The sequence below is a fragment of the Altererythrobacter litoralis genome, assembly GCF_036324225.1.
Taxonomy (GTDB): domain Bacteria; phylum Pseudomonadota; class Alphaproteobacteria; order Sphingomonadales; family Sphingomonadaceae; genus Erythrobacter; species Erythrobacter litoralis_A.
Genome location: NZ_JAZDQV010000006.1, coordinates 47,184 through 72,773, shown reverse-complemented (window position 1 = coordinate 72,773; position 25,590 = coordinate 47,184). Strand labels below are relative to the sequence as shown.

The window sequence follows — 25,590 nt, the reverse complement described above, 5'->3', positions numbered from 1 at the left end:
CCGCGCGCTTCCCATATTCCCTGAAAGGCTCAGCCCCAATGGCGGCCGCGGATGATTATGACTCAACAATTCCCCCTTCTCCCCTTGCGCGACATCGTCGTTTTCCCCGGCATGGTGGTTCCGCTCTTCGTCGGGCGCGACAAATCGGTCGCGGCGCTCGAAGTTGCGATGGAAGCGAGCAAGGACATTTTCCTCCTCGCGCAGCTTGAGCCCGGCTGCGACGATCCCGGCCGCGACGATCTCTACGACATCGGCGTCGTGGCGCAGGTGCTCCAGCTGCTGAAGCTGCCTGACGGCACGGTTCGCGTACTGGTGGAAGGCAAGTCGCGCGCGCGGCTTACCGGTCTCAATGTCGAGGCGAACCATGTCATGGCCGAGGTCGAACTGATCGAAGGCGAGACCGTTTCGGGCAGTGAAGTGACTGCGCTGATGCGGCAGGTGGTCGAACAGTTTGGCGAATATGCCAAGCTCAACAAGAAACTGGGTGACGATGCAGCGACCGATGTGAGCGATGTCGACGATGCCGGCGAACTGGCGGACACGATCGCTGCGGGGATCAGCGCCAAGGTTGCCGACAAGCAGGCCTTGCTGACCGAACCCAATCCGCTGAAGCGGCTCGAAATGGTTATGTCCTTCATGGAAGGCGAGCTGTCGGTGCTGCAGGTCGAGCGCAAGATCCGCGGCCGCGTGAAGCGCCAGATGGAGAAGACCCAGCGCGAATATTACCTCAACGAACAGCTCAAGGCGATCCAGAGCGAGCTGGGCGGTGGCGATGGCGAGGAAGGCGATGAAATCGCCGAACTGACCGAGAAGATCGAGAAGACCAAGCTGTCGAAGGAAGCCCGTGCGAAGGCGCAGGCCGAACTCAAGAAGCTCAAGAGCATGCAGCCGATGAGTGCTGAGGCGACAGTCATCCGCAACTATCTCGATGTGCTGCTGGGCCTGCCCTGGGGCAAGAAGAGCCGCCTCAAGAAGGACATCAGCCTGGCGCAGGAGATTCTCGACGCCGATCACTATGGCCTGGAGAAGGTCAAGGACCGGATCATCGAGTATCTGGCTGTGCAGGCGCGCACGAACAAGCTCAAGGGCCCGATCCTGTGCCTTGTCGGCCCTCCGGGCGTAGGCAAGACCTCGCTCGGCAAGTCGATCGCCAAGGCGACCGGGCGCCAGTTCGTCCGCCAAAGCCTCGGCGGTGTGCGCGACGAGGCCGAGATCCGCGGCCATCGCCGCACCTATATCGGCTCGCTGCCGGGCAAGATCGTAACCAACCTTCGCAAGGCTGGTGCGTCGAACCCGCTGTTCCTGCTCGACGAGATCGACAAGCTGGGCCAGGATTTCCGCGGCGATCCAGCTTCGGCGCTGCTGGAAGTGCTCGACCCCGAACAGAACAGCAAGTTCCAGGACCACTACCTGGAACTCGACCTCGACCTGTCGGATGTCATGTTCGTGACCACTGCGAACAGCCTCAATCTGCCGCAGCCGCTGCTCGATCGGATGGAGATCATCCGGCTTGAAGGCTACACAGAGGATGAGAAGGTCGAGATCGCCAGGCGCCACCTGGTACCCAAGCAGGTCAAGGCGCACGGGCTGAAGAATGGCGAATTCGAACTCACCGATGACGGCTTGCGCGACCTGATCCGGTACTACACCCGCGAAGCAGGCGTGCGTACTCTGGAGCGCGAGATTGCGCGGCTTTGCCGCAAGAGCCTGCGCCAGATTCTCGAAGGCAAGGCGCAGGGCGTGATCATCACCCCGGAAAACCTCGGGGACTTCGCGGGCGTGCGCAAGTTCAAGCACGGCGTTTCGGAAGTCGAGCCGCAGGTCGGTGCTGTAACCGGCCTGGCCTGGACCTCGGTCGGCGGCGAGTTGCTGACGATCGAAAGCGTGACGACGCCGGGCAAGGGCGAGATCAAGTCGACCGGCAAGCTGGGCGATGTGATGAGCGAAAGCATCGCGGCGGCATTCAGCTTCGTGAAGGCGCGGGCGCCCGCCTATGGCATCAAACCCTCGCTGTTCCATCGCCGCAATATCCACATCCACCTGCCCGAGGGCGCAGTGCCCAAGGACGGGCCGAGCGCGGGCATCGGCATGGTCACTTCGATCGTGTCGGCGCTCACCGGGATCGCAGTGCGCCCCGATGTCGCGATGACCGGCGAGGTCACGCTGCGCGGGCGCGTGCTGGCGATCGGCGGGTTGAAGGAAAAGCTGCTCGCTGCGCTGCGCGGGGGCATCAAGACGGTGCTGATCCCCGAAGAGAACGTGAAGGACCTGGCCGAAATTCCCGACAATGTGAAGGAAGGACTGGAGATCATCCCGGTTAGCCATGTCGACGAAGTGCTCGAGCGTGCCCTGACCGAACGGCTCGAGCCGATTGAGTGGAGCGAGGCCGACGATCTGGCGAGCCAGCCGAGCGTGGCCGGTCCGGGCGGCGAGGGCGTGCCCACCGCGCACTGATGCGACCACGGCAATGGTGCAGCGCAGCGACTCGGAGCTGCGCTGCACCCCCGCGCTGCCGCTACGGCATGGTTAATCCCCGAACGTTCTTAAGCCGTTCCTGACGCTTCAGCGGAATCGGTCCGGGATTCCCCGAAAACGGCGCTTTTTGGGCCGATTTGCCTTTGACAGCGCCGCCAAAAACGTCTCAACTTGCGCGCTTCGTGGCGGCGTCCCGCCAATCAAAAAATCCACCGTTGAGTTAAAGGGATTTTCCATAATGAATAAAAACGATCTGATCAGCGCGGTCGCTGACGCCAGCGGCCTGTCAAAGAGCGATGCTTCGAGCGCGGTTGAGGGCGTGTTCGATACCATCACCAAGGCACTGTCTAATGGCGACGAAGTGCGGCTGGTCGGTTTCGGTACTTTCTCTGTTGCCAAGCGCAAGGCTTCGACGGGGCGCAACCCCCGCACCGGCGAGCCGATGACGATCAAGGCATCGAACCAGCCCAAGTTCAAGGCAGGCAAGGGCCTGAAGGATTCGGTCAACTAAGGCTGATTGGCGAGCCCTGGCGCCTTTGCGCGGGCTCACAAAAAGAAACCCCGCCGGCAGCTTGCTGGCGGGGTTTTCCTTTGTCCTTGGCAGGGGGACGCCGGTTCAGCTTCCCAGCTTGACCAGCGCGGTTGGCGCGCTCTTCGTGCGCTGGCTGATCTTCCATTCGAGCCGCGACCGGCCCGAAGCTTCTGCCGGGCCTTCATCAGTGTTGTTGGCCAGGATGCGCCCGTTGGTGACGATGGCGAAGGTGCCGTCCATCATAGGGATATCCGGCATGTCGCCTTCTTCGCCGCCATTCTCCTTCATAGCGCCCATGGCAGCGAGTCCGGCCATCCCGCCGCCGATGGCGGCCATCGGGTAGGAGTCATCCTGAGCGGCGAAGCCCGGTGCATTCACGCGAACGACATCTGCGTCGCGCAGGATCACCTGCACGAAGACATTGGCGGCGGGAAAATCCTCGATCACGGGGAACATGAAATCGTGGCTGAGGCGGCCGCTGGACGAATAGGAGACGTCGAACAAACCGTCGTCCCTGTGCTCTACTCGCTCCCATCCCTTGTGGCGAAGCAGCAGCTTGCGCATTTCTTCGACCGCGTCAGGATCGGTCGGATCGATGCCGCCCATCAGCTTGGCCATCTTCTGGGCCTCTTTCTTTGCCGATTCGGCCCGCTCAGCCGCCCCCGCTTCCCATTCGGCGCGCTGCTCGGCGATTTCTTCTGCGGTACATTCCCGTTCGCTGTATTCGTCGTCATAGCAGGTCGAGGCTTCGAACTCTTCTACGCCAGCGCCCATCTGCGCCAGCTTGCTGAGGCCAAGGAAGAAGATCTCGCCCTCATAGGTGAACTGGAATCTTCCATCACGGTCCAGCACCAGCTCGGACGCGAATTTGCCCGGGCTCACGAGGCATCCGGTCAGGAGCAGTGAAAGCGCGGCGAGCGTTGCCGTTGCTGCGGCGCGAATGCGGGTGGGAGCAGTCATGGTTCTGTCCTCTCCATCTGGATCAAATCGGGCGGGTTGCCACGGCATAAAGCGCAATGGCTGCGGCATTGCTGACATTGAGGCTTTCAACCGCGCGGGTAATGGGCAATTTGGCCAAGGCATCGCAATGCGCCTCGATATTCAGGCGCATCCCTGCGCCTTCTGCGCCCAGCACCAGCGCGACCGGCCCCGTCGGCAGGGCTTCGGCAAGCGTCGCTTCGGCATGGCCGGTCAGCCCGATGCGCCAATATCCGGCCTCCGCCATCTCCTCGAGCGCGCGCGAAAGGTTCACCACGCGCACCCACGGCACCACCTCGAGCGCGCCGGACGCAGACTTTGCGACCACGCCCGATTCGGGCGGGGCGTGGCGGTCTTGCGTCACGATCGCTGCCGCGCCGAAAGCGGCGGCCGAACGCAGGATCGCGCCGACATTGTGCGGATCGGTTACCTGGTCGAGGACGACGAGCGGGCGCGCCGCGTCCCCGTCCATCACTTCATCGAGGAATACATCCTCGAGCGCCGCACATTCGAGCACCAGCCCCTGGTGCGGCGCATCGCGTGCCACCAGCCGGGCAAGGTCGGCCGCATCGGCATATTCGACCGGGAAATCGGCAGGCAATTCGCCGTCGAGCGAACCGATCCCTTCGCGAGTCGCCCACAGCTTGCGGTGCTGGCGCGCCGGATTCTTGAGTGCGGCTTCGACCGCATGGCGGCCCCACAGCCGCACGCTGCCGGTGGAGGCGCGGCCCGAACCGCGTCCGCCCTTCATCCGTCCTGCTCGCCCTTTGAGCGCGCGCTTGCGCTCTCCCTTGGCCATCATCGATCTCCGCAAAGTGCTGTCTCGCGCGCCCCCCTGCCAGCAGCACCATTGACAGGCAAGCGTCGCTTCGCCAAAGGGGCGCCTCTCGGCAAACGGGGCCGCCTGCGCGGCTCTCAATTTTCCGCCAGAATGGTGTGGACAGGTGGCCGAGTGGTTAAAGGCAGCAGACTGTAAATCTGCCCGTGCAAGCGTACGCTGGTTCGAATCCAGCCCTGTCCACCACCGCCCTATCTCAGAACATCCCCGAAAAGCCCTAGAAATCCCAGAAAACCAAGGGTATTCTGCCTTCCGATGGCCGCCCCTGTTCGCTGTTATTTGCCTGCAACCGGCAGTGAGTGTGGGGAAGGTGTGGGGAAGGAAGTAGGCTTCCCCACACTGCGGCTCTCTCAATTGGCCTCCAGAAATGTGGGGAACGAGAATGGGCAAACTTACAGCAGTGGCGGTCAAGGCTGCCTTGGCGAATCCGGGCACCTATCAGGACGGCGACGGTCTTTTTCTGAAAGTTGGAAAAACTGGTGCGGCTTCCTGGCTTTTGCGACTCCAGCGCGATGGTAAACGACAGGATATTGGTCTGGGTAGTGCAAAGCTGGTTACGCTGGCCGAAGCGCGTGCGAAGGCTGCTGAACTCCGCAAGGCCGTAAAGGTCGAAAAGCGCGATGTGCTGACCGAGCGCAAAGACGAGGAAGCTGCCAAAGTCACCTTCCGCGAAGCTGCCACCCAATATCATTCGGAGAACGAGGCAGGCTGGAAAAGCGACGTCTACGGTCGCCAGTGGCTGGCCAGTCTGGAAAACTACGCCTTTCCCAAACTGGGCGACATGACGACCGGCGGGATCACCGCTGCCGACATCATCACGGTCCTGACTCCGATCTGGCAGGAAATCCCCGAAACAGCTCGCCAGGTACGCAACCGGATTTGCGCAGTGCTCGACTTCTCCCACGCAAAGGGATGGCGCTCTACGGAGGCTCCATCGGGCAATAGCAGCCTGAAAGCGGGGCGAGGGCTGCCTCGACAGGTCAAGAAGCCGGTAAATCGCAAGGCGATGCCATATGTCGCCGTTCCACCGTTCCTGACCGCGCTGCGCCGCAAGCCATCTTACTCGCGTCTCGCGCTTGACCTCCTCATTCTGACGGGTGTTCGCTCTCAGGAAGTGCGGCTCGCGAAATGGGAAGAATTCGATCTGGCCCAGCGCCTTTGGACAATCCCCGCCGAGCATATGAAGCGCAGCAGGGCGCACATCGTGCCGCTGTCAGAAGCGGCCTTGGCGGTGCTTGTGAAGGCAGAAGCAATGCAGATGGAGGGTGCCGAAGTGGTTTTCCCCGGCATGACCGGCAAGGCGATGTCCAACATGACACTGCTCAAGGTCATGCGCGACATGCAGGAGCCGTTCCACGTCCACGGTTTCCGCTCCAGCTTCACCGATTGGGCCGCGAACGAGGGCTTCCCCAATGCGGTTGTCGAAGCTGCACTGGCGCACAAGACGCCTGACGCAGTGCAGGCCGCCTATCGCCGCACGACCTATCTCGGCACGCCGGACAATCCAGGTGCACGGGTCGAATTGATGGAAGCATGGGGCAGTTATTGTACTGGGACGAGTTCCCCGAAGCCGTAAAATCGCCAGTCACTCGTGCGCGCCCACATCAAGCTCGGATGACCGCTTTTGGCAAGGTCGGTTGCGGATCTTTTCAACCGGGATTGGGGGTGAAAGCGGACAATATCTGTTCGACCGCACGCAGATCACACAAACTGGTACCGACGAAGCCAGCGCTCCTTCCTACGACGGTCTCTGCAAAAACGAGGATCGGAAATTGGTCACGACCCTTCGTAAGTCCGAGGCTGCCGCGTAGGCTGCCGGGACGACCAGCAGCGTCAGGAAAGTCGAAGTGGCCAGCCCGCCGATGATGATGAAGCCCATAGCATTGCGCCACTCCGCCGCATCTGACTGCGCCAGCGCTACTGGCAGCATCCCGAATACGGCAGCAAGCGCGGTCATGAGGACGGGTCGTAAGCGTTCTGGCGCGGCGTCGCGCATTGCAGAAGCCGCATCCTTACCAGCTTCGCAATACTGATTGGCGAGATCGACCAGCAAGATACCGTTTTTCATCACGATCCCCATCAGAGCGATCATGCCGATCTGCGCGAACAGGCTCATTTCCTGGCCCGCCGCCCACATCAGGAAGTAGGCGCCGGAGAACGACAGTGGTGCCGTAAGCATGATGATGATGGGCTGCCCGAAGCTGTTGAACTGGCTGGCGAGTACAATGTAGAGCGCGACGATTGCGAGTGCGAATGCAAAGATAATGGCCTCGCTGGTTTCGGCGAGGCGACGGGCAGTGCCTTCCATTCGTGTCGCCAAGCCGGCAGGTGGCGGATTGGCAGCGAGCAACTTCTCCACATCGGCAACGGCAACGCTCAGCGCGACACCGGGAGCCGTATCGGCGAGCACTGAAATCTGGCGCGAGCGATCGATGCGCTCGATTTCAGCAGCGCTCATTGCAACGTCAACATCGGCAATGGCAGCAAGATCGACCAGAGTGCCCTGTCCGGTCCTGAGCGGAAGTGCCTCGACATCGCCAAGCCCCTGTCGTCCACTTTCCTCCAAGCGGACGCGAATATCATAACGACGTCCATCAGCCTCGAATGTGCCCGCATCGCTTCCGCCAACCAGCGTTCGCGATGCGGCGGCCAGGCTGCGCGCCGAAATCCCGAGATCGGCGGCCCGGTCACGGTCGAGGACGATTTGCAGTTCCGGCCTGCCGCCTTCGTAAGACGAGCGTACATCGACAAATTCGGACCGTGCGGCAAGCATGTCTTCCAACGACCGCGCGTACTCGTTGATGGCTGCGGTGTCCGGTCCGGTTATGATCAATTCAATTGCAGTCTGTCCGACCCCGGCGCCCGATACCCATGGAACTTCCTGCATGGACACCTCCCGTGCGGCCGGAACATCTCCCAGTATCTCGTTCCGCGCGAAGGTCATCACGTCGTCCTGCGTCGCCTCGCGCGACCGCTTGGGGCTCAGCCCGATATAGACATCCAGCTCGTTGATCTTCGGATTGGTTCCGCTGCCTGCACTCACGAAAACGAGTTCGACCTCCGGATTCTCGCGCAGCGAGGAATCGACCTGCTCTGCCGCCTTCTTCGCCTCGGAAACCCCTGTCCCCTGAGGAAGCTTGACCGTCGCAAGGAATTCGGATCGGTCCGTGGTGGACATGAATGTGCTTGGAACGAGCGCGGCAAAAAATCCGCCGATCAGCACGCTGGCGAGCGCGCCCCCAAGCACGAGATAACGGCGGTCGATCGCCCAGGACACCAGCCTTTCGTAGCGTTGACGCATCCCGATATGGAACCGTTCAATGCGTCCGAGCCAGCCACTTTCCGCATGTTCGGGGCGCAGCAACCTTGCCGATAGTGCTGGTGTGAGCGTGAATGCGACCAGCATCGAAACGCTGACCGAAAAGACGATTGCCAGACCGTATTGAAAGAAGAAACGACCAACAATTCCTTCCATGAAGGCGATCGGCACAAACACCGCCAGCGTCGCGAATGTGCCAGCCAGCACAGCCAAGGCCACTCGTCTGGTTGCAGTGTGGGCGGCTTCGGTCGCATCTTCCCCTTCATCGACGTCGTTCTGGACCGCCTCGACCACGACGATGGCATCGTCGACCAACAACCCGATAGCGACTGTCAGCGCCAGCAACGTGACCATGTTAACGGTAAAATCGAAAGCCGCGAAGGCAACAAAGGTTGCGACAATCGAGGTCGGAATGGCGAGCAGCACGATCACCGTTGCGCGCCAGCTAAGGAGAAACAGGAATGTCACTGCCACCACCAGCACCACGGCAATGAATAGGTCGAACAGCACGTCGCCGATGGCCTGTTCAATGAAGCGGGACGTGTCGCGAGCGATGATGAAATTGACGCCCTCGGGAGCGGTGGTCCGGATGCTTTCGATTTCCGCGCGGATCTGTTCTGCCACAGCGACCGTGTTCTCGCCGCTTTGCTTGCGGACTTCGAGAACAACGCCCGGTTCCCCATCGAGCTGGGCATAGCTCTCCTCGTCCTCAATGGAGTCCTCGACCCGCCCTACCTCGCCGATCCGAACAGTCTGTCCATTGGGCCGGTAAAGGATCGGTATTGCGGCAAATTCCGCCGCCGTTCGTGCTTCGGCAAGGGTGCGGATGCCGAACTGGCGCGTACGCCCCTCGGTAACCAGGCGCCCGCCCGGCAGCTCAGCATTCTCGCGTTGGATCGCGCCGAGCACATCGTCTGCCGTTACTCCGCGCGCGCGCATCGCAGCGGCATCGAGCCATATGCGCATTTCGCGTTCTCGCCCGCCAACCAGATCGACCGAACCGACGCCGGGCACGCGCTGCAATCGCTCTTTCACCTCCTCATCTGCAAAAGTGGTCAGGTCGCGGATTGGCATGTCGCCTGACAGGAGAACCGAAAGGATCGGCGCGGCATCGGGATCAACCTTCTCGATGACCGGCGGTTCGGAATCGTCCGGCAGATCGGCCGCGAGCCGCGACATCTTGTCGCGTACTTCCTGCGCCTTGAGATCGGCGTCCTCCTCCAGCTCGAACTCGAGGTTGACGATGCTTACACCCTCGGCGCTAATCGATCGCATCTGGCGCAAGCCAGCGATCGTATTGAGCTGTTCCTCTATGACGTCGGTGACTTCGGTTTCCATGGTGCCCGGCGAAGCGCCAGGCAGAGCGGTTGTTACAGAGACGTATGGAAATTCTACCTCAGGAAAGAGGTCGACCCCGAGCCGGTTGAACGAGACCAAGCCAAGTACGACGAGCGAAGCGATCAGCATCGTCGCGAATACCGGTCGCCGGATCGAAACGTCTGCAAGCCACATATCAGCTCGCGCCGCGGGTTCTGCGTGATTTGACCGGCTCGTCATTCCGCAGTGTGGCCGGAGGATTGAGAATAACCTCGTCGCCCGGTTCCAGCCCTGAGCGGATACGCACCCGATCGAGATCGATACTATCGAACGCCACTTCCCGGCGCTGTGCCTTTCCGCTTACGACCACGAAGACGTAGGCTGCAGCACTGTCGCCGAGTATTGCCAAGCGGGGCAAAACGATGGCTTGCACTGGCGGCACCGAGATCTCGGCTCTGACTGCCAGCCCTGAACTGATGCGGTAATCGGGATTGTCGATCGGCAGCCGCAGTTCGACCATCCGGCTTTCAGGATCGACCCGGTCGTTGATGATGTACACGGTACTGTCGAATGGCTGCTCGAATCCTTCAATGTAGACCCGCGCTGGCATGTTGCGTCGAAACGCGTCGACATATTCCTGCGGCGCGTTGACGATGGCGGCAACGATCCCGAGCTCTTGCAATTCCAGCGCGGCTGATTGCCCCCCCATCGAAAAGCGATTGTTCAGGTATACGCCTTCATCGACCATCCGCGCGGTTACTACCCCATCGTATGGCGCGCGCGTGATTGTGTCGGCCAATGCCTGCTGTGCGGTGCCGAGGGCCGCCTGAGCCTGTGCCTTCTGCGCTCGCGCTACAGCCAGTTCCGTCTCGGCTGCGTCAACCTGGGCTTTCGAAACGAAACCCCTTGGGGCAAGGGCCATAACGCGTTCGTAACGCCTTTCGGCCTCAATCGCTTGCGCACTTGTCAGATCGACTGCTGCCTGTGCTTCAACTACGCGTCGCTGATAATCGGCCTGGCGGATACGAAAAAGCGGTTGTCCGCGAGAAACCCTGTCGCCGACCTTGACGAAAATTCGTTCCACCGGCCCTTCGGTCAGCGCACCGATTGCACTGCGCTGTTTGGCTGCAATCGTTCCGAATGCCTTAACTGGTTCAGCGAGCGGTTGGGATTCGACCATTGCCGTCGTAACTTCGCGTGGCCCTGCCTGAGCGTCTGGCGCGGTCTCATCCCCCTCAGTTTCGCCTGAACAGCCAGCCAGCGTCAGCGCAAACACAGCCAACCCTCCAAGAGCTATGCGCGCTAGCATATGTAGGCACCTCGGCCGCTGGCGAGCAGCTTGCCATCGGGCCCGGTGACACTGGTCTCGGCAACCGAGAATTGTCTCCCGGCCTTTACCACCTGACCAGTCGCGATCAGCGGTCCAGAGGTTGCTGGTCGATGATAATCGACCCTCAGATCAGCGGTCGCCTTCGCAGTCACACCGTGCGCAAGCAGGGTATAAAGCCCTGTGAGGTCGATCAATGACGCGAGAACCCCTCCATGAGCCGAACCAATCATCGGGTTGGAAACAATCTCGTCACGCCAGGGCATTTCGATCACGAGTTGATCACGCGAACCGGACCGAATCTTTAGGTCAAGCCATCGGTGAAACGGGGCAATCCGCAACAGTTCATCGAGGCGCTCACGATCAATCGGGGTATCATTCTGATTCATGAAATCGGCCCTTCGGGGCCGTGCTGGCGCATCAGGAAATTGACGATAGCAATCGAGAAGGCATCATTCGCATCACCCACCACCATATGGGTGGCATCGGCGATGTCGGTGTATTCCATGTGCGGAACGAGACCGCGCAGATGTGTCACTGTGTCTTCGGAAACCAGATCACTCGATCCGCCGCGAATGAGGTGAAGCGGCAGGGAAAGCCGACTTGCCGCATCGCTCAGCATATCGAACTGCCGTTCCTGATGGGTCTGATCGCTCCGCTTAGCGGTCATGATGTTGCGGATGAACGCAGGGTCCCAATGCCAATAGTAGCGGCCATCTCCCTTCTGTCGCAAATAGCGGCGCAGTCCTTCGCCTGCACCGCGTTTCTTGCGATGGGGCATGTAGCGGGCGATAATTTCTGCCGCCTCTTGAGGTGAAGAAAAGCCCCGGTCGACATGTTCTTCCATGAAGCCCACTACGCGCATCACGCCGCCCGCCTCCATGCGCGGAGCAATGTCAACAAGGGTTAGCGATGCAAAGCTTTCGGGGGCGAGGCATCCTTCGGCAATAATTCCGGAAAGCCCGCCAAGAGAGGCACCCACGAGGGCTGGCTTGCGATCTAGCTTCGAAGCGATAGCAACAAGATCGGAGGCGAAGTCACGCATTTCGTATGCTCCGCTACGAGACCAATCGCTATCGCCATGACCGCGCATATCAATGGCAATCGCGCGGTAGCCAGCCCTGGCCAGATCACCAGTTACCCGCTTCCACGCGCGGCGTGTCTGGCCGCCACCATGAGCGAGCAGGACCGGCATGGCGCTGTCGTCACCGACCACTTCTGCGGCAAGGGAAATTCCTCCCGATCCCTCGATTTTGGTGGTCACGCTTTCCATATCGCAAACCACTATATTGTAAATTGCCTTACAGTAAATGACTTTATCTAAATCGGTGCTGTGTTAAGGTGCTCTGCATGGCAACCAAGCTCCACAATGATGCCGACGAAAAGGCAGCAGCCTTCCTAACCGATCAAGACCGATTGGTTTTTCTCTTGGAAGAGCTGACAAGACGATTGCGTCGCACCTTCGACACCTCAGTCGAACAGTTTGGCCTCACCCGTACCCAGTGGCGTGCATTGGCCTATCTCTATCGCACACCCGGCATGACCCAGACCGAACTGGCCGGGCAACTGGAACTTGAGCGGGCAAGCATCGGGCAAGCGATCGACCGGCTAGAACATCTGGGCTTGGTCGAGCGGCGCAGCGCCAAGAATGACCGGCGCGTGTGGCAGGTGCACCTCCAGCCCGCTGCAATCGACTTGCTTCCGAAAATGAGGATCGAAGCAGATCAGGTCTATGCGCGCTTGCTTGAGGGGATAAAGGGCGAGGACTTGGAAGCATTCAATTCTACCTTGGCCACAATGCAGCACAATTTGGGCGATGCCTAGCGGGAGGGATGGTCCCCCGAAGAGAATGTTACATGGCCAGCTGGATTTGACGCCATCCCCGAGAAGCGGTGGCAATTTTGCTGCTTGGCCAGTTATGTCCGCAACTAGGGTCGTCAGCTGAACGTCCGTTCCGGATTGGCGAGGGATAAAGCGGTCGCGCTATGGAGCCAACTTGATAGTACAATTGACAGGTTGCTCAGTCTTCAACGCTCGCTCATGACAGCGTGCCAAGGCTTCTCGGTTTGCGCTCAGGATGAGCTGCGCTGTAGCCAGTTCCTCCCAAGCTTTTGGATTCTGTGACCGGATCAACCGAATGCCCGCTTCTACGATAGTCGGCTCGCCAACAGCCTTGCGAGCCATCCATTCTGGCCAATGCCAAGATTCGGGCATGGCCCGCGCGATGGTGCCGGGCAGGATCGACCAAAGCAGCATACCGGCAGCCAACCCGATACCCGCAAAGCGCCAGGTCTGCCGCTTCTGCTCGGCCTCGGTGCGGACGCGCCCGACAATTGCGGTGAGCTGAGCGGTTGCAAAATCCAGGTCTTTGCGGCCCTGCCGGAACAGGTCGCTTGCATCGCGCAGCATGTCGAGCGAGGCGCGCTTGATCTGGACTGCAATGTCTTCCGGCGTCAGCTCGATGGCAGGCTTGCTGCCGATTGCGGTCAACCTCTTGGAGACATGTGCCAGCTGATCGGCCATCTGGCCGAGCGTCGCGGTGTAGTCCGGGATAACGATGTCGGCGCGCTCCCTGGCCATGTTCTGGACCGTATGGCGCACCATCGCCATTTCGCCTTCGAGACGGGCAAAGGCTTCCGTTGCCGGATCGGATTCTTGCACAGCTTCCGGCTCAGGCTGCGGCGCGGACGCTTCCTCGACTTCGAGGTCCAGCTGCACTTCTTCGATGTGGTCGTCGTCCATGTCGTTTCTCCTAAATGCCTATATCGAAAGCGCGGGTGCGTTCGCGGGTGCGTTCGCGGGTGAGGGACAGGGTGAGTTCCTTGGCGATGCTGCGTTCGGGCTTTGGATCGATGCCCAGTTCGCGGGTCTTGCCGCGCAACAGCCCCTCGACCTGCGGATCGCGTTCAAGCGACTTCGCCAGCTCGGTCAGCTTGGCTGACACGCGTGCTGCGCCTGCACGGTCGCCTTGCTGCTCAAGCTGCTTGCGTGCCGAGCTCAGCCCCTTCCAGTCGCTGACAAAGCGCTCTGATCGCAACGCCGGATCGGTGCGCACTGCGGCCTCTTGGCCCATGGCGCGCATGGCCTCCTGGCTGCGCCCGCCAGCGGCTGCTGCAATCAGCTCAGGACGCCGCTCCAGCGCCTTGGCGAGATCGGCGGCGGCATGGGGGCGGATCGCTTCGAGCGCCTTTCCTGCCTTCTCCAGCGCATCCTTCTGGTGCGGGAGTACGGGCAAGCCCTGGGCCTGCATCGTGCCGATATCAGCAAGCGCGCGGGCGTAGCGTTCGACCGCGCGGAGCTGGTCGTTTTGCGTGTTGGTTTGTGCCGGAAGCGGCTCAAGTGATCGGGCCTGCGGTCGGAAGTTTCCGAAGATCGATTTCGCCTTTTCCGGAACCTGCCGGACCGCCTCAATGATCCGCTCACGGAAACTGATTCCACGCAGTTCGGCGAAAGCCTGTTCGGGTTTGTAGTCGCCTGCCATATCCTTCCCGCGCTCGCGGCTGAGCGTGCGAACAAGCTTCGACTGATCGGCAAAATCGTCGCGTCCATAGTGCAGCGCCAGCCCCGCGCGATGGCGTGACATGGCGACATAGGCGGAATGGCTGTCCATGCCGGGAGTGGCGAGCACATGGGCACAGTCTACGGTCATGCCCTGCGCCTTGTGGATCGTGGCTGCGTAGCCATGATCGATGTGGGCATAATCTTTCGTGTCGAGGGCGACCTCGCGGCCATCGTCGGTGCGCACGGCCATGCGTTGCGTACCTGCCTTTGCGACCGTGCCCAGCGTCCCGTTCTTGACCCCAAGCCCGCGTTCGTTGCGAAGGAAGATAATGCGGTCGCCCGATGCAAACTGGCGTTCGCCGCGTGCTGCTTTGATCGTGGCATCGGCACCCAGTGCGCCAGCCCCGCGCATCTTCCCGCGCGCCATCTGGTTCAGCTCGCGCACCTCATCATTGGTGTGGGTGAGAATGATCCGGCTGTCGTCTGGGCTGCCTTGCCGTTCCCGATCCCAGCGCTCGATCAGTACGGTTCGCGCGGCTTCGCGGGTGTCGGCGGCATGGACCATTCCGCGTTCTTCGTAGGTGCGGATTGCTTCGCCGGTTCTGTCCGTAGCGAGGTGCCTGGTCGCATCCTGCTGCCATGCGGAAAGCTGGCGGCGAACCTCGCTGATTTCGACCCCGCCGTGGCGCTCGTGGATCGCACGGAAGGCCGCGCCTGCCTCGATGGCCTGAAGCTGCTGCTGGTCGCCAACCAGAACAACCTTCGCTCCGGCCTTGGCGGCATGGGACAGCACGCGCTCCATCTGGCGCGTGCCGACCATGCCCGCTTCGTCGATGACGAGCACATCCTTGGGAGTCAGCTGTTCGCGTCCCTTGCCCCATTGATGCTCAAGGCTGGCGATGGTGCGCGATGCGATACCGGAGCCGTTCTCCAAGCCTTCGGCGGCAATGCCGGACAGCGCTGCGCCACGCACAGTGCAGCCCGCGCTTTTCCATGCCTCGCGGGCTACGCCCAGCATCGTGCTTTTGCCGGTCCCGGCGTAGCCAATGACAACCGCAAGTCCGCCTTTCGTCGTCACATGCTCGAACGCTGATTTCTGCTCGCCTGAAAGAACCAGACCGCGCTTCGCCGCACTGGCAAAAGCAGCGTTTCGCTGCACATCATTGACGCCATGCTTGGCGCGCTGCGCCATCGCGTCGGCGGCACGATGCAAGCGCTGTTCGGTCTCGATCATCGCCCGCGAAGTGAACCGATCCTGCCCGCGTCCGTCCTTACCAAGGGCGATCATGTCAGGCGATGCGCGCAGGGCATTGTAGGCAGCGTCGAACTGGTCCTTGCCGTCGCTGTGCCGATGGACGAATGCGGCAAGATCGCGCTTGGTAAACGTGGCTTGCTGGTGCGTGATCGCATCCAGCGCCAGCGCCGGGTTGGCAATAATCCGCTCACCATTGCGCTGGGCGATGGCGCGGTGTTCCTCGATCCGCTCGGCTTCCAGCCCGCGCCCGCCAATGCGCGAGGCTGCGGGACCGATCTTGTCCTGCGGTTCAAGCGCAATGCCCTGCGCTTCCAGGCTGCGGTGATCGATCCGTGCATCGATATCGCGTTCTGCGAGGGCGCGATTGACATGATCGGCCCAGCGCTCACGCCACTGCTCGATCAGCGCGGTCTTGTTCCAGTCGCGGACCTTTGCGCCAAAGCCGTCCTTGGTGACTTCCCGCATCGTCAGCATGACATGCGCGTGCGGTTTAGCCTTGCCGTCTTCGCCGATATCCCAATGGACATTGAGATCGGCGATCATCCCCTTCTCGACGAACTCGGCTTTCACGAACTCGCGCGCCAGCTTGATGTTGTCTTTCTTCGAAAGCTCGCGGGGCAGGGCGAACTCGACCTCGCGGGCAAGCTGGGCATCCCTGCGCTTCTCGGCGGCCTCGACCGCGTTCCACAGCGTAGCTCGGTCGGCGAAGGCTTCGGGCGCGCTTTTGGGCAGCATCACTTCGGAATGAAGAACGCCTGCCTTGTTGGTGAAATCGTGATCGCGGTCGATGCGTTCGTCGTGCAGTCGCTCGCCTGCACGATAGGCCGCCGCCGCAACGGCACTGCGTCCGCTCGACCTTCCGATGACCTTTGCGCTGAAGTGAAAGATTGCCATGTCGGCAATCCAGTTACACCGCAAACGTCACGTCGGCACGACGTATAAGCGCGCCCTCTCATGATAAAATCCTGATCGGGACTAGGCGGTATCACACTGTCCCGGCGACCTTACTGCATTGGATTACCGTCCTCATTATCATGGCTCCATCACACCAAAGATGGAGAACTCCATGCGCAAACCCCGCGATTTTGATTCGGAGCTGAAGGCCCTCGCCGACAAGGCAAAGCAGTTGAAGGAACGCCGAGCGCGCGACCTCGGCGCGCTTGTCACGGCAACCGGAGCCGACGCGCTCGATGCCGATGTTCTGGCTGGCGCGCTGCTCGATGCTGCTACCAAAAGCGACAAGGCAACCGGGGAGGGCTGGCGCAAGCGTGGCGCGGCCTTCTTTCAACGAAAGTCACGCGACACTGCGAGCGGACCTGACAAACAGTCGGAAGGCACTTTGCCGCTCGATGGCGGTACGGCATCGGCTTGAGGCGGCAAAGGCGCGAACCGACATGCGCGAGTGGCAGGTCAAACGGCGCGAACGGACCAAGCAACTGATCGAGCTGGGCGGCCTGGTCGCCAAAGCCGATTTGGTCGATCTCACCGATGATGATCGCGCCGCACTCTACGGTGCATTCCTCACCGTCGCCGCCAAGCTGCGCGGGCCGGATGGAGCGCAGGCGCTGGTGCTGTTCCGGCGCAAGGGCAAGCGGGCGTTTGAGGCGGAGCAGCAGGGCTGAAATTGATGAGCTTCATGGAGAATTCTTATGGCTTTTCGTCTGCTGGCTGATGGCAGCTACGCGCCCCAATCCAAGACGTAGCCATTCGAGATCATAGCCCCCAAGAGCAGACATTCTCCGCGGCCATTCTGGCCGTGGAGAATGAAGATGACTTACTCACAATTCGACCCAGCTGCCCAGAACCGGGTGCCTTGGAACTTTGGTGCAAAGATCGGGCCGAAGCGACCGTTAAATCAGAAACAGATTTGGGCGATCCGCTTTTTCCTCGATCGCGAGCGACGCGTTCGAGATCGAGCGCTCTTCGATCTAGCCATTGATAGCAAGTTGCGCGGCTGTGATCTCGTCGAGCTCAAGATCGGTGACTTGGTATCAGGTCCAGATATTCGAAAGCGAGCAGCCATCACCCAGCGCAAGACCGGCAAGCCAGTTCAGTTTGAGATTGCGCAAGATGCCAGAGCCAGTCTTTTCGCCTGGCTCGAGCTTAGAGGCGGCTCAGTCGAGGACTTTGTGTTTCCGAGCCACGTCGATCACACTCGTCATCTAAGCACACGCCAATATGCCCGATTGGTTGATGAGTGGGTCGAGGCGATCGGATTGCGACCAGAGGAGTATGGCACTCACTCGCTTCGACGAACGATGGCTTCAATCATCTACAAGGCAACTGGGAATATCCGAGCGATTCAGATTCTTCTGGGCCATTCCAAGATCGAAAACACCGTTCGCTATTTTGGCGTCGACATCGAAGACGCCCTCACGCTCGCTGAGAAGACCGAGATCTGACCGCTACAGGGCGCCAGCTTTTCCAGGGCTGGCGTCCGCTATTGGCGTGGAAAGCGGCCGTTCCAAATAGGCACCTTCGCGTCGGCTTCTGGGCCGACTGCTGGCTTTCAGGTCCCGGGTCAAAATCATGGAAGTCTTACTTTCTTGATGCGACCCAAGTGCAGACATTCGCCTTACCATCGAATGCGACAAGATGAGTTTACACCAAACGATTCTGAAAAAACTGCGTCAGTTTTGAAATTGAACTGATTCTTTTGGAAACGCTGAGCCAGCCGTCAATCAAACCTTTATGACCACTCCGAAAGATCGATATCCTCCAATCTGATCAGGGGCGAGCATGCTGGTGCAATTGAACTTCAAGCAAACCATTCGAAGATTGCTCGAGTATACAGTCTATCCGGTCCTGTTGATTGCCTTTCTTGGCAGTTTCGCGAGTGCGCTAGATGCTGGCGTTGCTCCCGGCATCGCGCTGCTGTCAGTAACGATCGTCCATATGACCATCATCGCCGTGTTGGAAATTGTCATGCCGGCGCGTCTCGACTGGAGTTGGTTAAAGGACCGACAGGTCTTCAATGACATTGTCCACGGCATCCTGCTCGATTTTGGCGGTCAGATTGGAAAAACCATTCTGACAATACTGTTGGTGACGCTGTTTACGTCAAGCGTGCAGGGAACGGTCTGGGCGATCTGGCCGACTACATGGCCGTTCGTCCTGCAACTGGCGCTGGCAATCGTGATCTACGATTTCGGCGATTACTGGAAGCATCGCGCCTATCACCAATGGAAATGGGCCTGGCCGATCCACGTCCTGCACCATAATCCTCCGTTGATGCATGTCTTCAAGGGAGGAAGGCTGCACTTCATAGAGTCGGTGTTGCGCGCAGGGCTCGTAAGCGCGCCATTCGTCATATTCGGGGCGGGTGCCGAAATCGTCTGGTGGATCGCCGCTATTGGAAACGGCCTGGGCGGGCAGAACCACTGGAATGTAAAAACCCGCATCCCTGCCTGGCTGGATGCGGTGCTCGTTACCCCGAACACCCACTGGCTGCACCATGCGAAAGCCGACCAATACCGGCTGTGCAACCTCTCGCCGATCACGCTTTGGAACGACCACTTGTTTGGCACCTTTTATCGCCAGCCGAAGGAGGGCATCGCAGATGTTGGCGTGAGCTTCGATCCGGTGCCTCGGAACGTGTTCAGCCAGATACTGACCCCGTTCATTTGGCCCTGGCTGGTCCGCAATTCGCGCACCATGAAATCGAGCAGCGAAGGCGAAACCGGAGTTGGTCGTGAGCCAGCCTGAGCGCTCCGGGATGCGCAGGAAGATCAGCTTGTTGATTCCGCTGGCCCTTCATGTCGTTCCGACCCTGATCATCGGGTTCGGGTTCATCATTCCGGGTAGTCCGATAGACGGATTGAACCAGTATACGATTGGGTTTGCGGGTGCCGTGCTAGGCTTCATCCCGATCTATGTCGCAGGACTTCGCCTAGCCGCAGGAAGAAGGAGTGATGACAATGGGTAAACCTCTTTCGATCGCCCGCCAGTCAGGCCACCCCAGCGGACTGCTTGGATGGATCGTGGCGCAAGTGATGGCTCGCGAGACACGAAAGACAAATCAAGCGGCAATTGCGGCGCTTAAATGCGATCGCGATGATCGGGTCCTCGATCTCGGATGTGGTCATGGTCGAGCGGTGGCAATGCTGGCCCATCACTCCGATCATGTGACAGGAGTTGATCCGTCGCACCTCATGGTACGATTGGCACGGGGACATAATGCGCGGGCCATCAGGGAACGACGCGTAGATATCCAGGTTGCCAAGGCGGAACAGCTGTCCTTCGGGGATGGCACGTTTGACAAGGTACTTTGTGTTCACGTGATTTACTTTTGGGCTGAAGTTCAGCCCGTCTTGTCCGAGCTGTCCCGAGTTATCCGGCCGGGCGGAACCCTGGCGCTGGTATTCAGGGACTCGCGCGATCACGTGGCAGTCGAGACCTTTCCATCAGAAGTCTATCGGTTTCCTGATCTCGAAGAAGTCATTGCAGGGCTGGAGCTGGCGGGATTCGCAACTGAGGCTCGCCCGCTGTTGCCGGGGTCCGGGAAAGCGGGTCGCCCATTCAATCTTCTACTAGCTACGCGACGTGACCGATGAGGTGGGCAGCCCTGACATTCGGGATGGCGGCGATCCTCGCAGGTGCCGCCAATGCGCAGGGATGGCCACATGTAGGCGGTGATACTGGCGGAAGAAAAAGCAGCACTGCAGATCAGATCACTCCGGCAAATGTTGCTCGCCTCGTTCGCGCATGGTCTTATTCGACGGGAGACGCTTCCTCTTCGCAAAAGCGCAGGCTCAAATGGAAATTCCAGGCAACGCCGATACTGGTGGCGAACCAGCTGATTTTCTGCACCCCTTTCAACGATGTCATTTCGCTCGATCCAGGTACGGGAAGGCAATTGTGGCGCTACCGCCACAAGCTGCGCGATATCGAGCCTGCCGGCAATGGATATGCCTGCCGGGGCTTGGCCTATTGGAGAGATACGCAGGCTTGGGCAGACAACAGCCCGTGCCGGGAACGTATCCTGATGGGCACCAACGATCTGAAACTCGTCGCTATCGATGCTCGTACCGGTCGGACATGCCGCTCCTTCGGTCGCGAAGGGATAGTGACCATCGATCCGGGAAAGCCTCTCATTTATCCTGGCGAAGTCCAGATCACGTCTCCACCGGTCATAGCGAAAGAGACCGTGATCGTCGGTTCGGCCATAGGCGATGGCATGCGACAGACGGCACCCAGCGGGGCTGTCAGGGCATTTGATGTGCGCACAGGCGCGCGGCGCTGGACATTCGATCCCGTCCCACGCGACCAGAGCGATCCCGCTCGCGCTTCATGGCATGGGCAATCTGCTGAAATTGCCGGTCAGGCCAATGTCTGGTCGCTGATGTCTGTTGATCCTGCCCGGGGTTTGGTTTTCCTGCCCACATCAAGCCCAAGCGTGGATCATTATGGCGGTTTGCGCCCTGGTGACAACCGCTATGCCAATTCTGTCGTGGCGCTCGATGCGGCGACTGGCAAAGTGCAATGGCACTTTCAGACTGTGCATCATGACCTGTGGGATTATGATGTGTCTGCGCAGCCCATCCTTGCCACCATCCGACTTGGCGGGCAGGCGCGCGACGTCGTCATACAACCGACCAAGATGGGCTTGACCTTCACTCTTGATCGCGACACTGGCCAGCCGGTCTTTCCGGTTGAAGAACGCGCCGTTCCAAAAGGTGATGTTCCGGGCGAGTGGTATTCGCCGACGCAGCCTTTTCCCACATTTCCCGAGGCATTGGTGCCGTTTGGCCTTACCCCCGAGGATGCATGGGGTGTAACGCCGATTGATCGTGCCGCATGCAGACGGCAGATCCAGGAACATAGATACGAGGGGTTATTTACCCCTCCCAGTATCGAGGGCTCGATCCTTTTCCCCTTCGTCAGCGGCGGAGTGAACTGGGGCGGAGGATCTTTTGACGAGCGCTCGCAGATCCTGTTCGTGAACACCAACAATGCTGCAGGATTCGTGCGGCTGGTCCCGCGGTCGCAGAGACCCGGAATCAAGCCCATGGACGTATTCGATAGGGAACCTGCCTTTCAAGGCGGAACGCCATACCTGCTGGAACGCGACTTGCTGGCATCGCCGTTTGGTGCACCTTGCAACTCACCGCCATTTGGCAAGCTTCATGCAGTCGATTACAAAACAGGCCGTATCCTTTGGGAAAGACCGCTCGGTACGCTCGAAGACTTTGTACCGTTCGGCGACCTCTTTCTCCCCGAAGGCACGGGCACTATTGGCGGACCGATAACGACGAACGGGGGGGTATTGTTCATTGGCGCGGCTATGGACAATTACTTGCGAGCGTTCGACATGGCTGACGGGCGCGAACTTTGGCGCGGAAGATTGCCTGCAGGCGGTCAGGCAAACCCCATGACATACGTCTGGAAGGGTCGGCAATATGTCGTGATCGCGGCGGGCGGACACAGTTTCATCGGAACGACATCCGGCGATGAACTGGTCGCATTCGCCCTGGACACGGAATCGCCCGGCTGGTGGCTAAGCGCCAAGGCAATTGCCAGTCGTCCGACGGTTCGGTGGTTTGTCATGATATTCATGCTGGGTCTTGGCACCATTCTTCTCGTACGGCGATGGCGGATTCGTGCCAATGCCAATTAGAGATGGCCACGCGATCGTTAGCTTGTGATCCAAACTAACCGCTAGCCTCGTTAATATGTGGGAATACTATTATAAGACGGACTAGCACGACGAATGTCCAACTTCAGGAACCAAGATCTTGGACGGGTGCGTCTTATGTTGAGGTGTTAGTTAGTGTGACCACGAACGTCCGCAAATGGGTCGATGGCCGAAAGGTAAAAATTTTGGCTTTAGTCGTCTTTCCATGCCTCAGTACGACATTTCAACGATGGTGATAGTATCTTCGTCGACCCCTCGACGACACTCCGGCCTGGTGCATTTAGCAGATCGTGGAAAAGGATTTGCGGAGATAATTGATGAGGAATTCCGTTCTCGGCGCTCTTGGGTGGCCCGCTTTGGCACTTGCGTCACCGCTGCTAGCTGATGAAGGCTTCGCCGTTCCAATCGACGCTAGCTTCATTGAAGCTCATACAGCGGAGTTTACGATCAACTATCGTGATGCCGATGGAAATTTAGCCGATGGGGGAAAATGGACTGACGAGGTTGTCGTGGACGATGACCATCTTACTCGAACGGTAGTGAGATATACGGCTGAAGGCGTTGCCGATCTAAAGCGCACTATCGTGGCAGATCGAAGCAGCCTAAGGCCTAGGATCCTCGATCAGAGGTTTGGTCCGACACTTTCCGGCGTCATGCATGTGGACTATTTCGAAAAACGTGCTGATCAGTTGCTAATCAGTTCTCCAACCGGAAATATGCGTAGGATCGATGCGGAGTTTGAACACGATGTCTGGGAGCTGTCGCTTTGGGGGACCTTGGCAATGAGCTTTCCGTTCAAAGCGCAAACCGAATTTAAACTACCCACCGTATCTCCAGATCGGAAATCCGCGCGTTACGTGACGTTTAGAATTGAGGGTCGCGAATATGTTGAGTTTGATGACGAGAGACTGGAGGCAGTCAAGGTATCAATACCTGACGAGAACTGGACTTTTTGGGTTCGCAAGCAGGCACCGTACATCTTGCGAATTGAACATCCCGCACCAGGCGGATTGACCGCAATTTCAACGCTCTCGAAGGTAAGGTGAGTTATCGGACATCCGCCAATGGGTCGTAAACGGCTGGACGGCTTTTATCGGAATGAGTGGCAAATTCTCATTGCCCATTTTGAATCGCTGAGGATACAAGCCATGCCATTTGGCGACAGGTCAGGACTAGACTGTCAAAATGCTGGCAGCCTCATGAGCCCTGTTTGATTGGGCTTCTGGAACTTTGATGCACATTTCAATCGGCCAAACCCGATCGACATTTCGGAAAAAATTGTCGGACTGAATGCTCAAGAAAATGTTCGATTCCATTGGTCGGTACGACGCAAAAAGCTGGGCAAGGTACCTCGTATTCTCTCTGCTCGCGGCTTGGTTCATCGGATCGTCGCTCGCTTGGGTTAGAGAGGATTCGATGACGCACCAAGCTTGGCCGGGAGCCGAGTTTGTCGAACTGCCTTCGGGAAAAACTCACTACATCGATATGGGACCGCGAGATGCTCCTGTCGTCTTGCTGTTTCATGGCAGCGGACGTGGTATTGCCGATTGGCAAGAAGGCTTTGCCAGTGCGCTCGCTCGAGACCACCGTGTCATAGGGTTTGACTACTATGGGAATGGCTTTTCTGATCGCGGTTTTGGTCTGACCTACGGATACGATATTTGGTCAAGACAAGCCATTGAGTTGCTAGATGCGCTTGAAATTGAGCAGGCCGTATTAGTTGGGCATTCGGTTGGAGGTGTGGTCGCAACGGTTACGGCAGTAGATAACCCAAGCCGGGCAACAGGGCTGGTAACGATTGGAACGGGAAATGCGATTGATCCTACGCACTTTGCGCTGCTTATTCCCGGAGTGGGAGAGTTGTTACTCGGTTCGCAGTCAAATTTCAGCGAGACTTTCTCTGAACAGCATGCGGAATTCATAAGTAAGGCGCACAATGTTAGAGGGAGCCGCTGGGCATTCCTCGTTTATCTTCGCAGGCAATACACAGTTGATGGCTTGCGTATGTTGAATGGGCTGTATGACGACATACTGGTTCCGACACTACACGTGAGCGGCACGAAGGACCAATCGGTCTCCCATGAAGCGGCAAGGACGCTTGCGCTGCAAACGGGTGGAGCTTGGCGACCTTTCGACGGACTGGGTCATAATCTACATATCGAAGCGCCCGAGCAACTCGCTTCGGTTGTCTCACGATTCTCTGCCGGGGCTGTCGCACTAAAACATTAGGGTATTCGGTCATACAGTTTACAATCGGCAATGCGTCGTGGCGGCGTCCGCTTGTGGGTCGCTTCCGGAATGGCGGCTTTCGGCCTGTATCACCCCGGAAGCCGCCAGTCTCCAATCAGCCCAGATTCGGCCATTTCGGGTGGTCAGGTTAGGCAGGAAATAAATCTCTCGCCTTATGCAAACTCGAAATCGGCAACGGTCGCCATTGCGGCGGATTCTGAACTCGATTCGCGCGAAATCCGGCACCGGTGGAACGGGAATCCGTCGTCGCATGCGCTCATTCGCGCAAGGCTGTCGCAGTATCAGGCCAACGCAGAATAATGTTCAGAGCTGAAGCTGGCTATGTCGTTTATCCTCCAAAGTCTCTAACCATCCGGAATCGTTTCAAGTAACTCAAATCGCTATGGATTCGTCTCAACTCCCGCTCGTTCGACCTCTTGCGTTGCGTCGAAAAGTCCTCACTATGTTCCGTAGAGGGGCTGCCAATGTCAAAGTGAGAACGCCCAATGTCGAATACCGAACGCATCATCCGCCTGAAGACCGTGCTCGACCGCACCGGTCTCTCCCGTTCCACTATCTACCGTAAGATCGCCGAAGGCACTTTCCCGTCGCAGGTGAAGATCAGCGTCCATGGGGCGGGCTGGCATGAGTCAGCTATCAATCGCTGGATCGCTGATCCTGTTCACTACCGTGAAAAGGAACCGGCCGAATGAGCGGCCAGCTCCCCGTCGAGCCGATCTGCGTCAGGGTCAATGACGCTGCCCGCATGATCGGTGTCGGGCGCACAAAGCTCTATGAGCTGATCTCCAGAGGCGAACTCGAATCGGTCAAGATCGGCAAGGCAACGCGCATCACGACAGCCAGTTTGCATAGGCTGGTTGAGCGGCATAGGGGATTGAACTGACCAGGCCGCCAACTCGCAATTGGACAGTATCAGCACGTGTCATTATGCTGCACTCAGGCGTTGCGCGAACCGCCCATTTATTCAGCTTTTTGGACAAAACGCTGAACCGAACCACCGTTAAATGGACGAAAATGTGGGGGAGAGTGTGGGGAAAGGCCTGAATTAGTTCCAAGAACAGGATTGATATCAAAGCGTTATTTTTGCGGTTCGAATCCAGCCCTGCCACCACCTTCCAGCCTGGTACATTACGTTCCTCGCAAAACCACCAGGCGTGCGTTCGC

Annotated in this window: 22 protein-coding genes and 1 tRNA gene; 15 read left to right on the top strand and 8 right to left on the bottom strand. The window is 59.1% G+C overall.

All coding sequences use genetic code 11. The features are described 5' to 3' along the window. Positions 1-57: 57 nt before the first annotated feature. Both lon and VRS74_RS07605 read left to right on the top strand, forming a co-directional pair. Positions 58-2,454, top strand: coding sequence for an endopeptidase La (gene lon, locus VRS74_RS07610; protein ID WP_354144647.1), 2,397 nt, complete (start codon positions 58-60; stop codon positions 2,452-2,454). Between the two features lie 259 nt (positions 2,455-2,713). Beyond that, complete coding sequence (locus VRS74_RS07605; protein WP_354144646.1) at positions 2,714-2,986, top strand: HU family DNA-binding protein; 273 nt, start codon at positions 2,714-2,716, stop codon at positions 2,984-2,986. Positions 2,987-3,091: 105 nt separating this feature from the next. On the opposite strand, the gene VRS74_RS07600 is transcribed toward VRS74_RS07605, so the two are convergent. Both VRS74_RS07600 and rlmB read right to left on the bottom strand, forming a co-directional pair. After that, positions 3,092-3,967, bottom strand: coding sequence for a hypothetical protein (locus VRS74_RS07600; protein WP_354144645.1), 876 nt, complete (start codon positions 3,965-3,967; stop codon positions 3,092-3,094). Between the two features lie 22 nt (positions 3,968-3,989). Continuing rightward, positions 3,990-4,787, bottom strand: a complete 798-nt coding sequence (rlmB, locus tag VRS74_RS07595) for a 23S rRNA (guanosine(2251)-2'-O)-methyltransferase RlmB (RefSeq protein ID WP_354144644.1) — start codon at positions 4,785-4,787, stop codon at positions 3,990-3,992. Between the two features lie 136 nt (positions 4,788-4,923). Here rlmB and VRS74_RS07590 point away from each other — a divergent pair. Both VRS74_RS07590 and VRS74_RS07585 read left to right on the top strand, forming a co-directional pair. Further along, positions 4,924-5,009 (top strand) — tRNA-Tyr (locus VRS74_RS07590). A gap of 196 nt (positions 5,010-5,205) precedes the next feature. Then, entirely contained in the window at positions 5,206-6,399 is a 1,194-nt protein-coding gene (locus tag VRS74_RS07585) for a tyrosine-type recombinase/integrase (RefSeq protein ID WP_354144643.1), read from the top strand. 162 nt (positions 6,400-6,561) lie between these two features. On the opposite strand, the gene VRS74_RS07580 is transcribed toward VRS74_RS07585, so the two are convergent. The 4 genes from VRS74_RS07580 to VRS74_RS07565 are packed head-to-tail and all read right to left on the bottom strand — an operon-like array spanning position 6,562 to position 12,059. Then, positions 6,562-9,654 (bottom strand): efflux RND transporter permease subunit, encoded by a 3,093-nt coding sequence (locus VRS74_RS07580; RefSeq protein ID WP_354144642.1) that lies wholly within the window; start codon positions 9,652-9,654, stop codon positions 6,562-6,564. 1 nt (position 9,655) lies between these two features. Further along, the gene (locus tag VRS74_RS07575) at positions 9,656-10,735 is read right to left on the bottom strand and encodes an efflux RND transporter periplasmic adaptor subunit (protein ID WP_354144641.1); all 1,080 of its coding nucleotides are present in this window, start codon (positions 10,733-10,735) and stop codon (positions 9,656-9,658) included. A gap of 26 nt (positions 10,736-10,761) precedes the next feature. After that, positions 10,762-11,175, bottom strand: a complete 414-nt coding sequence (locus VRS74_RS07570; protein WP_354144640.1) for a hotdog fold thioesterase — start codon at positions 11,173-11,175, stop codon at positions 10,762-10,764. Then, complete coding sequence (locus VRS74_RS07565; RefSeq protein ID WP_354144639.1) at positions 11,172-12,059, bottom strand: alpha/beta fold hydrolase; 888 nt, start codon at positions 12,057-12,059, stop codon at positions 11,172-11,174. The genes VRS74_RS07570 and VRS74_RS07565 overlap by 4 nt, the downstream gene beginning before the upstream one ends. 77 nt (positions 12,060-12,136) lie before the next feature. Between VRS74_RS07565 and VRS74_RS07560 the strand changes: the two genes are divergently transcribed. Beyond that, entirely contained in the window at positions 12,137-12,610 is a 474-nt protein-coding gene (locus VRS74_RS07560; RefSeq protein WP_354144638.1) for a MarR family winged helix-turn-helix transcriptional regulator, read from the top strand. A 159-nt stretch (positions 12,611-12,769) separates the two neighbouring features. On the opposite strand, the gene VRS74_RS07555 is transcribed toward VRS74_RS07560, so the two are convergent. Together VRS74_RS07555 and traA are read right to left on the bottom strand one after the other, a co-directional pair. Beyond that, positions 12,770-13,528: a DUF6118 family protein gene (locus tag VRS74_RS07555; RefSeq protein WP_354144637.1), complete on the bottom strand. Its 759-nt coding sequence runs from the start codon at positions 13,526-13,528 to the stop codon at positions 12,770-12,772. Positions 13,529-13,538: 10 nt separating this feature from the next. Continuing rightward, a complete protein-coding gene (traA, locus tag VRS74_RS07550) occupies positions 13,539-16,436 on the bottom strand; it encodes a Ti-type conjugative transfer relaxase TraA (RefSeq protein ID WP_354144636.1) in 2,898 nt (965 codons plus the stop codon). A gap of 172 nt (positions 16,437-16,608) precedes the next feature. Here traA and VRS74_RS07545 point away from each other — a divergent pair, with 172 nt between their 5' ends. The 10 genes from VRS74_RS07545 (at position 16,609) to VRS74_RS07500 (ending at position 25,309) form a co-directional block, all read left to right on the top strand. After that, positions 16,609-16,914: a conjugal transfer protein TraD gene (locus tag VRS74_RS07545; RefSeq protein WP_354144757.1), complete on the top strand. Its 306-nt coding sequence runs from the start codon at positions 16,609-16,611 to the stop codon at positions 16,912-16,914. Continuing rightward, positions 16,892-17,164 carry a conjugal transfer protein TraD gene (locus VRS74_RS07540; protein WP_354144635.1) on the top strand — a complete coding sequence of 91 codons (273 nt, stop codon included), beginning with the start codon at positions 16,892-16,894 and terminating at the stop codon, positions 17,162-17,164. The genes VRS74_RS07545 and VRS74_RS07540 overlap by 23 nt, the downstream gene beginning before the upstream one ends. A 147-nt stretch (positions 17,165-17,311) precedes the next feature. Beyond that, on the top strand, positions 17,312-17,944 hold the full coding sequence (locus VRS74_RS07535; RefSeq protein WP_354144756.1) for a tyrosine-type recombinase/integrase: 633 nt from the start codon (positions 17,312-17,314) through the stop codon (positions 17,942-17,944). A gap of 337 nt (positions 17,945-18,281) precedes the next feature. After that, positions 18,282-19,247, top strand: coding sequence for a sterol desaturase family protein (locus VRS74_RS07530; protein WP_354144634.1), 966 nt, complete (start codon positions 18,282-18,284; stop codon positions 19,245-19,247). A gap of 212 nt (positions 19,248-19,459) precedes the next feature. Beyond that, positions 19,460-20,095 carry a class I SAM-dependent methyltransferase gene (locus VRS74_RS07525; RefSeq protein WP_354144633.1) on the top strand — a complete coding sequence of 212 codons (636 nt, stop codon included), beginning with the start codon at positions 19,460-19,462 and terminating at the stop codon, positions 20,093-20,095. A gap of 23 nt (positions 20,096-20,118) precedes the next feature. After that, positions 20,119-22,158 (top strand): pyrroloquinoline quinone-dependent dehydrogenase, encoded by a 2,040-nt coding sequence (locus VRS74_RS07520; RefSeq protein WP_354144632.1) that lies wholly within the window; start codon positions 20,119-20,121, stop codon positions 22,156-22,158. A gap of 335 nt (positions 22,159-22,493) precedes the next feature. Further along, positions 22,494-23,222 (top strand): DUF3108 domain-containing protein, encoded by a 729-nt coding sequence (locus tag VRS74_RS07515; RefSeq protein WP_354144631.1) that lies wholly within the window; start codon positions 22,494-22,496, stop codon positions 23,220-23,222. A gap of 244 nt (positions 23,223-23,466) precedes the next feature. Continuing rightward, complete coding sequence (locus VRS74_RS07510; protein ID WP_354144630.1) at positions 23,467-24,405, top strand: alpha/beta fold hydrolase; 939 nt, start codon at positions 23,467-23,469, stop codon at positions 24,403-24,405. 506 nt (positions 24,406-24,911) lie between these two features. Further along, positions 24,912-25,118, top strand: a complete 207-nt coding sequence (locus VRS74_RS07505; RefSeq protein WP_354144629.1) for a helix-turn-helix transcriptional regulator — start codon at positions 24,912-24,914, stop codon at positions 25,116-25,118. Beyond that, the gene (locus tag VRS74_RS07500) at positions 25,115-25,309 is read left to right on the top strand and encodes a helix-turn-helix domain-containing protein (protein WP_354144628.1); all 195 of its coding nucleotides are present in this window, start codon (positions 25,115-25,117) and stop codon (positions 25,307-25,309) included. Before VRS74_RS07505 ends, VRS74_RS07500 begins: the two co-directional genes overlap by 4 nt. Positions 25,310-25,590: the final 281 nt, after the last annotated feature.

Coding starts and splice junctions, on each gene's coding strand:
- lon (WP_354144647.1), top strand. CDS start 58: ATGACTCAACAATTCCCCCTTCTCCCCTTGCGCGACATCGTCGTTTTC.
- VRS74_RS07605 (WP_354144646.1), top strand. CDS start 2,714: ATGAATAAAAACGATCTGATCAGCGCGGTCGCTGACGCCAGCGGCCTG.
- VRS74_RS07600 (WP_354144645.1), bottom strand. CDS start 3,967: ATGACTGCTCCCACCCGCATTCGCGCCGCAGCAACGGCAACGCTCGCC.
- rlmB (WP_354144644.1), bottom strand. CDS start 4,787: ATGATGGCCAAGGGAGAGCGCAAGCGCGCGCTCAAAGGGCGAGCAGGA.
- VRS74_RS07585 (WP_354144643.1), top strand. CDS start 5,206: ATGGGCAAACTTACAGCAGTGGCGGTCAAGGCTGCCTTGGCGAATCCG.
- VRS74_RS07580 (WP_354144642.1), bottom strand. CDS start 9,654: ATGTGGCTTGCAGACGTTTCGATCCGGCGACCGGTATTCGCGACGATG.
- VRS74_RS07570 (WP_354144640.1), bottom strand. CDS start 11,175: ATGAATCAGAATGATACCCCGATTGATCGTGAGCGCCTCGATGAACTG.
- VRS74_RS07565 (WP_354144639.1), bottom strand. CDS start 12,059: ATGGAAAGCGTGACCACCAAAATCGAGGGATCGGGAGGAATTTCCCTT.
- VRS74_RS07560 (WP_354144638.1), top strand. CDS start 12,137: ATGGCAACCAAGCTCCACAATGATGCCGACGAAAAGGCAGCAGCCTTC.
- VRS74_RS07555 (WP_354144637.1), bottom strand. CDS start 13,528: ATGGACGACGACCACATCGAAGAAGTGCAGCTGGACCTCGAAGTCGAG.
- traA (WP_354144636.1), bottom strand. CDS start 16,436: ATGGCAATCTTTCACTTCAGCGCAAAGGTCATCGGAAGGTCGAGCGGA.
- VRS74_RS07545 (WP_354144757.1), top strand. CDS start 16,609: ATGCGCAAACCCCGCGATTTTGATTCGGAGCTGAAGGCCCTCGCCGAC.
- VRS74_RS07540 (WP_354144635.1), top strand. CDS start 16,892: ATGGCGGTACGGCATCGGCTTGAGGCGGCAAAGGCGCGAACCGACATG.
- VRS74_RS07535 (WP_354144756.1), top strand. CDS start 17,312: ATGACTTACTCACAATTCGACCCAGCTGCCCAGAACCGGGTGCCTTGG.
- VRS74_RS07530 (WP_354144634.1), top strand. CDS start 18,282: ATGCTGGTGCAATTGAACTTCAAGCAAACCATTCGAAGATTGCTCGAG.
- VRS74_RS07525 (WP_354144633.1), top strand. CDS start 19,460: ATGGGTAAACCTCTTTCGATCGCCCGCCAGTCAGGCCACCCCAGCGGA.
- VRS74_RS07520 (WP_354144632.1), top strand. CDS start 20,119: ATGGCGGCGATCCTCGCAGGTGCCGCCAATGCGCAGGGATGGCCACAT.
- VRS74_RS07515 (WP_354144631.1), top strand. CDS start 22,494: ATGAGGAATTCCGTTCTCGGCGCTCTTGGGTGGCCCGCTTTGGCACTT.
- VRS74_RS07510 (WP_354144630.1), top strand. CDS start 23,467: ATGCTCAAGAAAATGTTCGATTCCATTGGTCGGTACGACGCAAAAAGC.
- VRS74_RS07505 (WP_354144629.1), top strand. CDS start 24,912: ATGTCGAATACCGAACGCATCATCCGCCTGAAGACCGTGCTCGACCGC.
- VRS74_RS07500 (WP_354144628.1), top strand. CDS start 25,115: ATGAGCGGCCAGCTCCCCGTCGAGCCGATCTGCGTCAGGGTCAATGAC.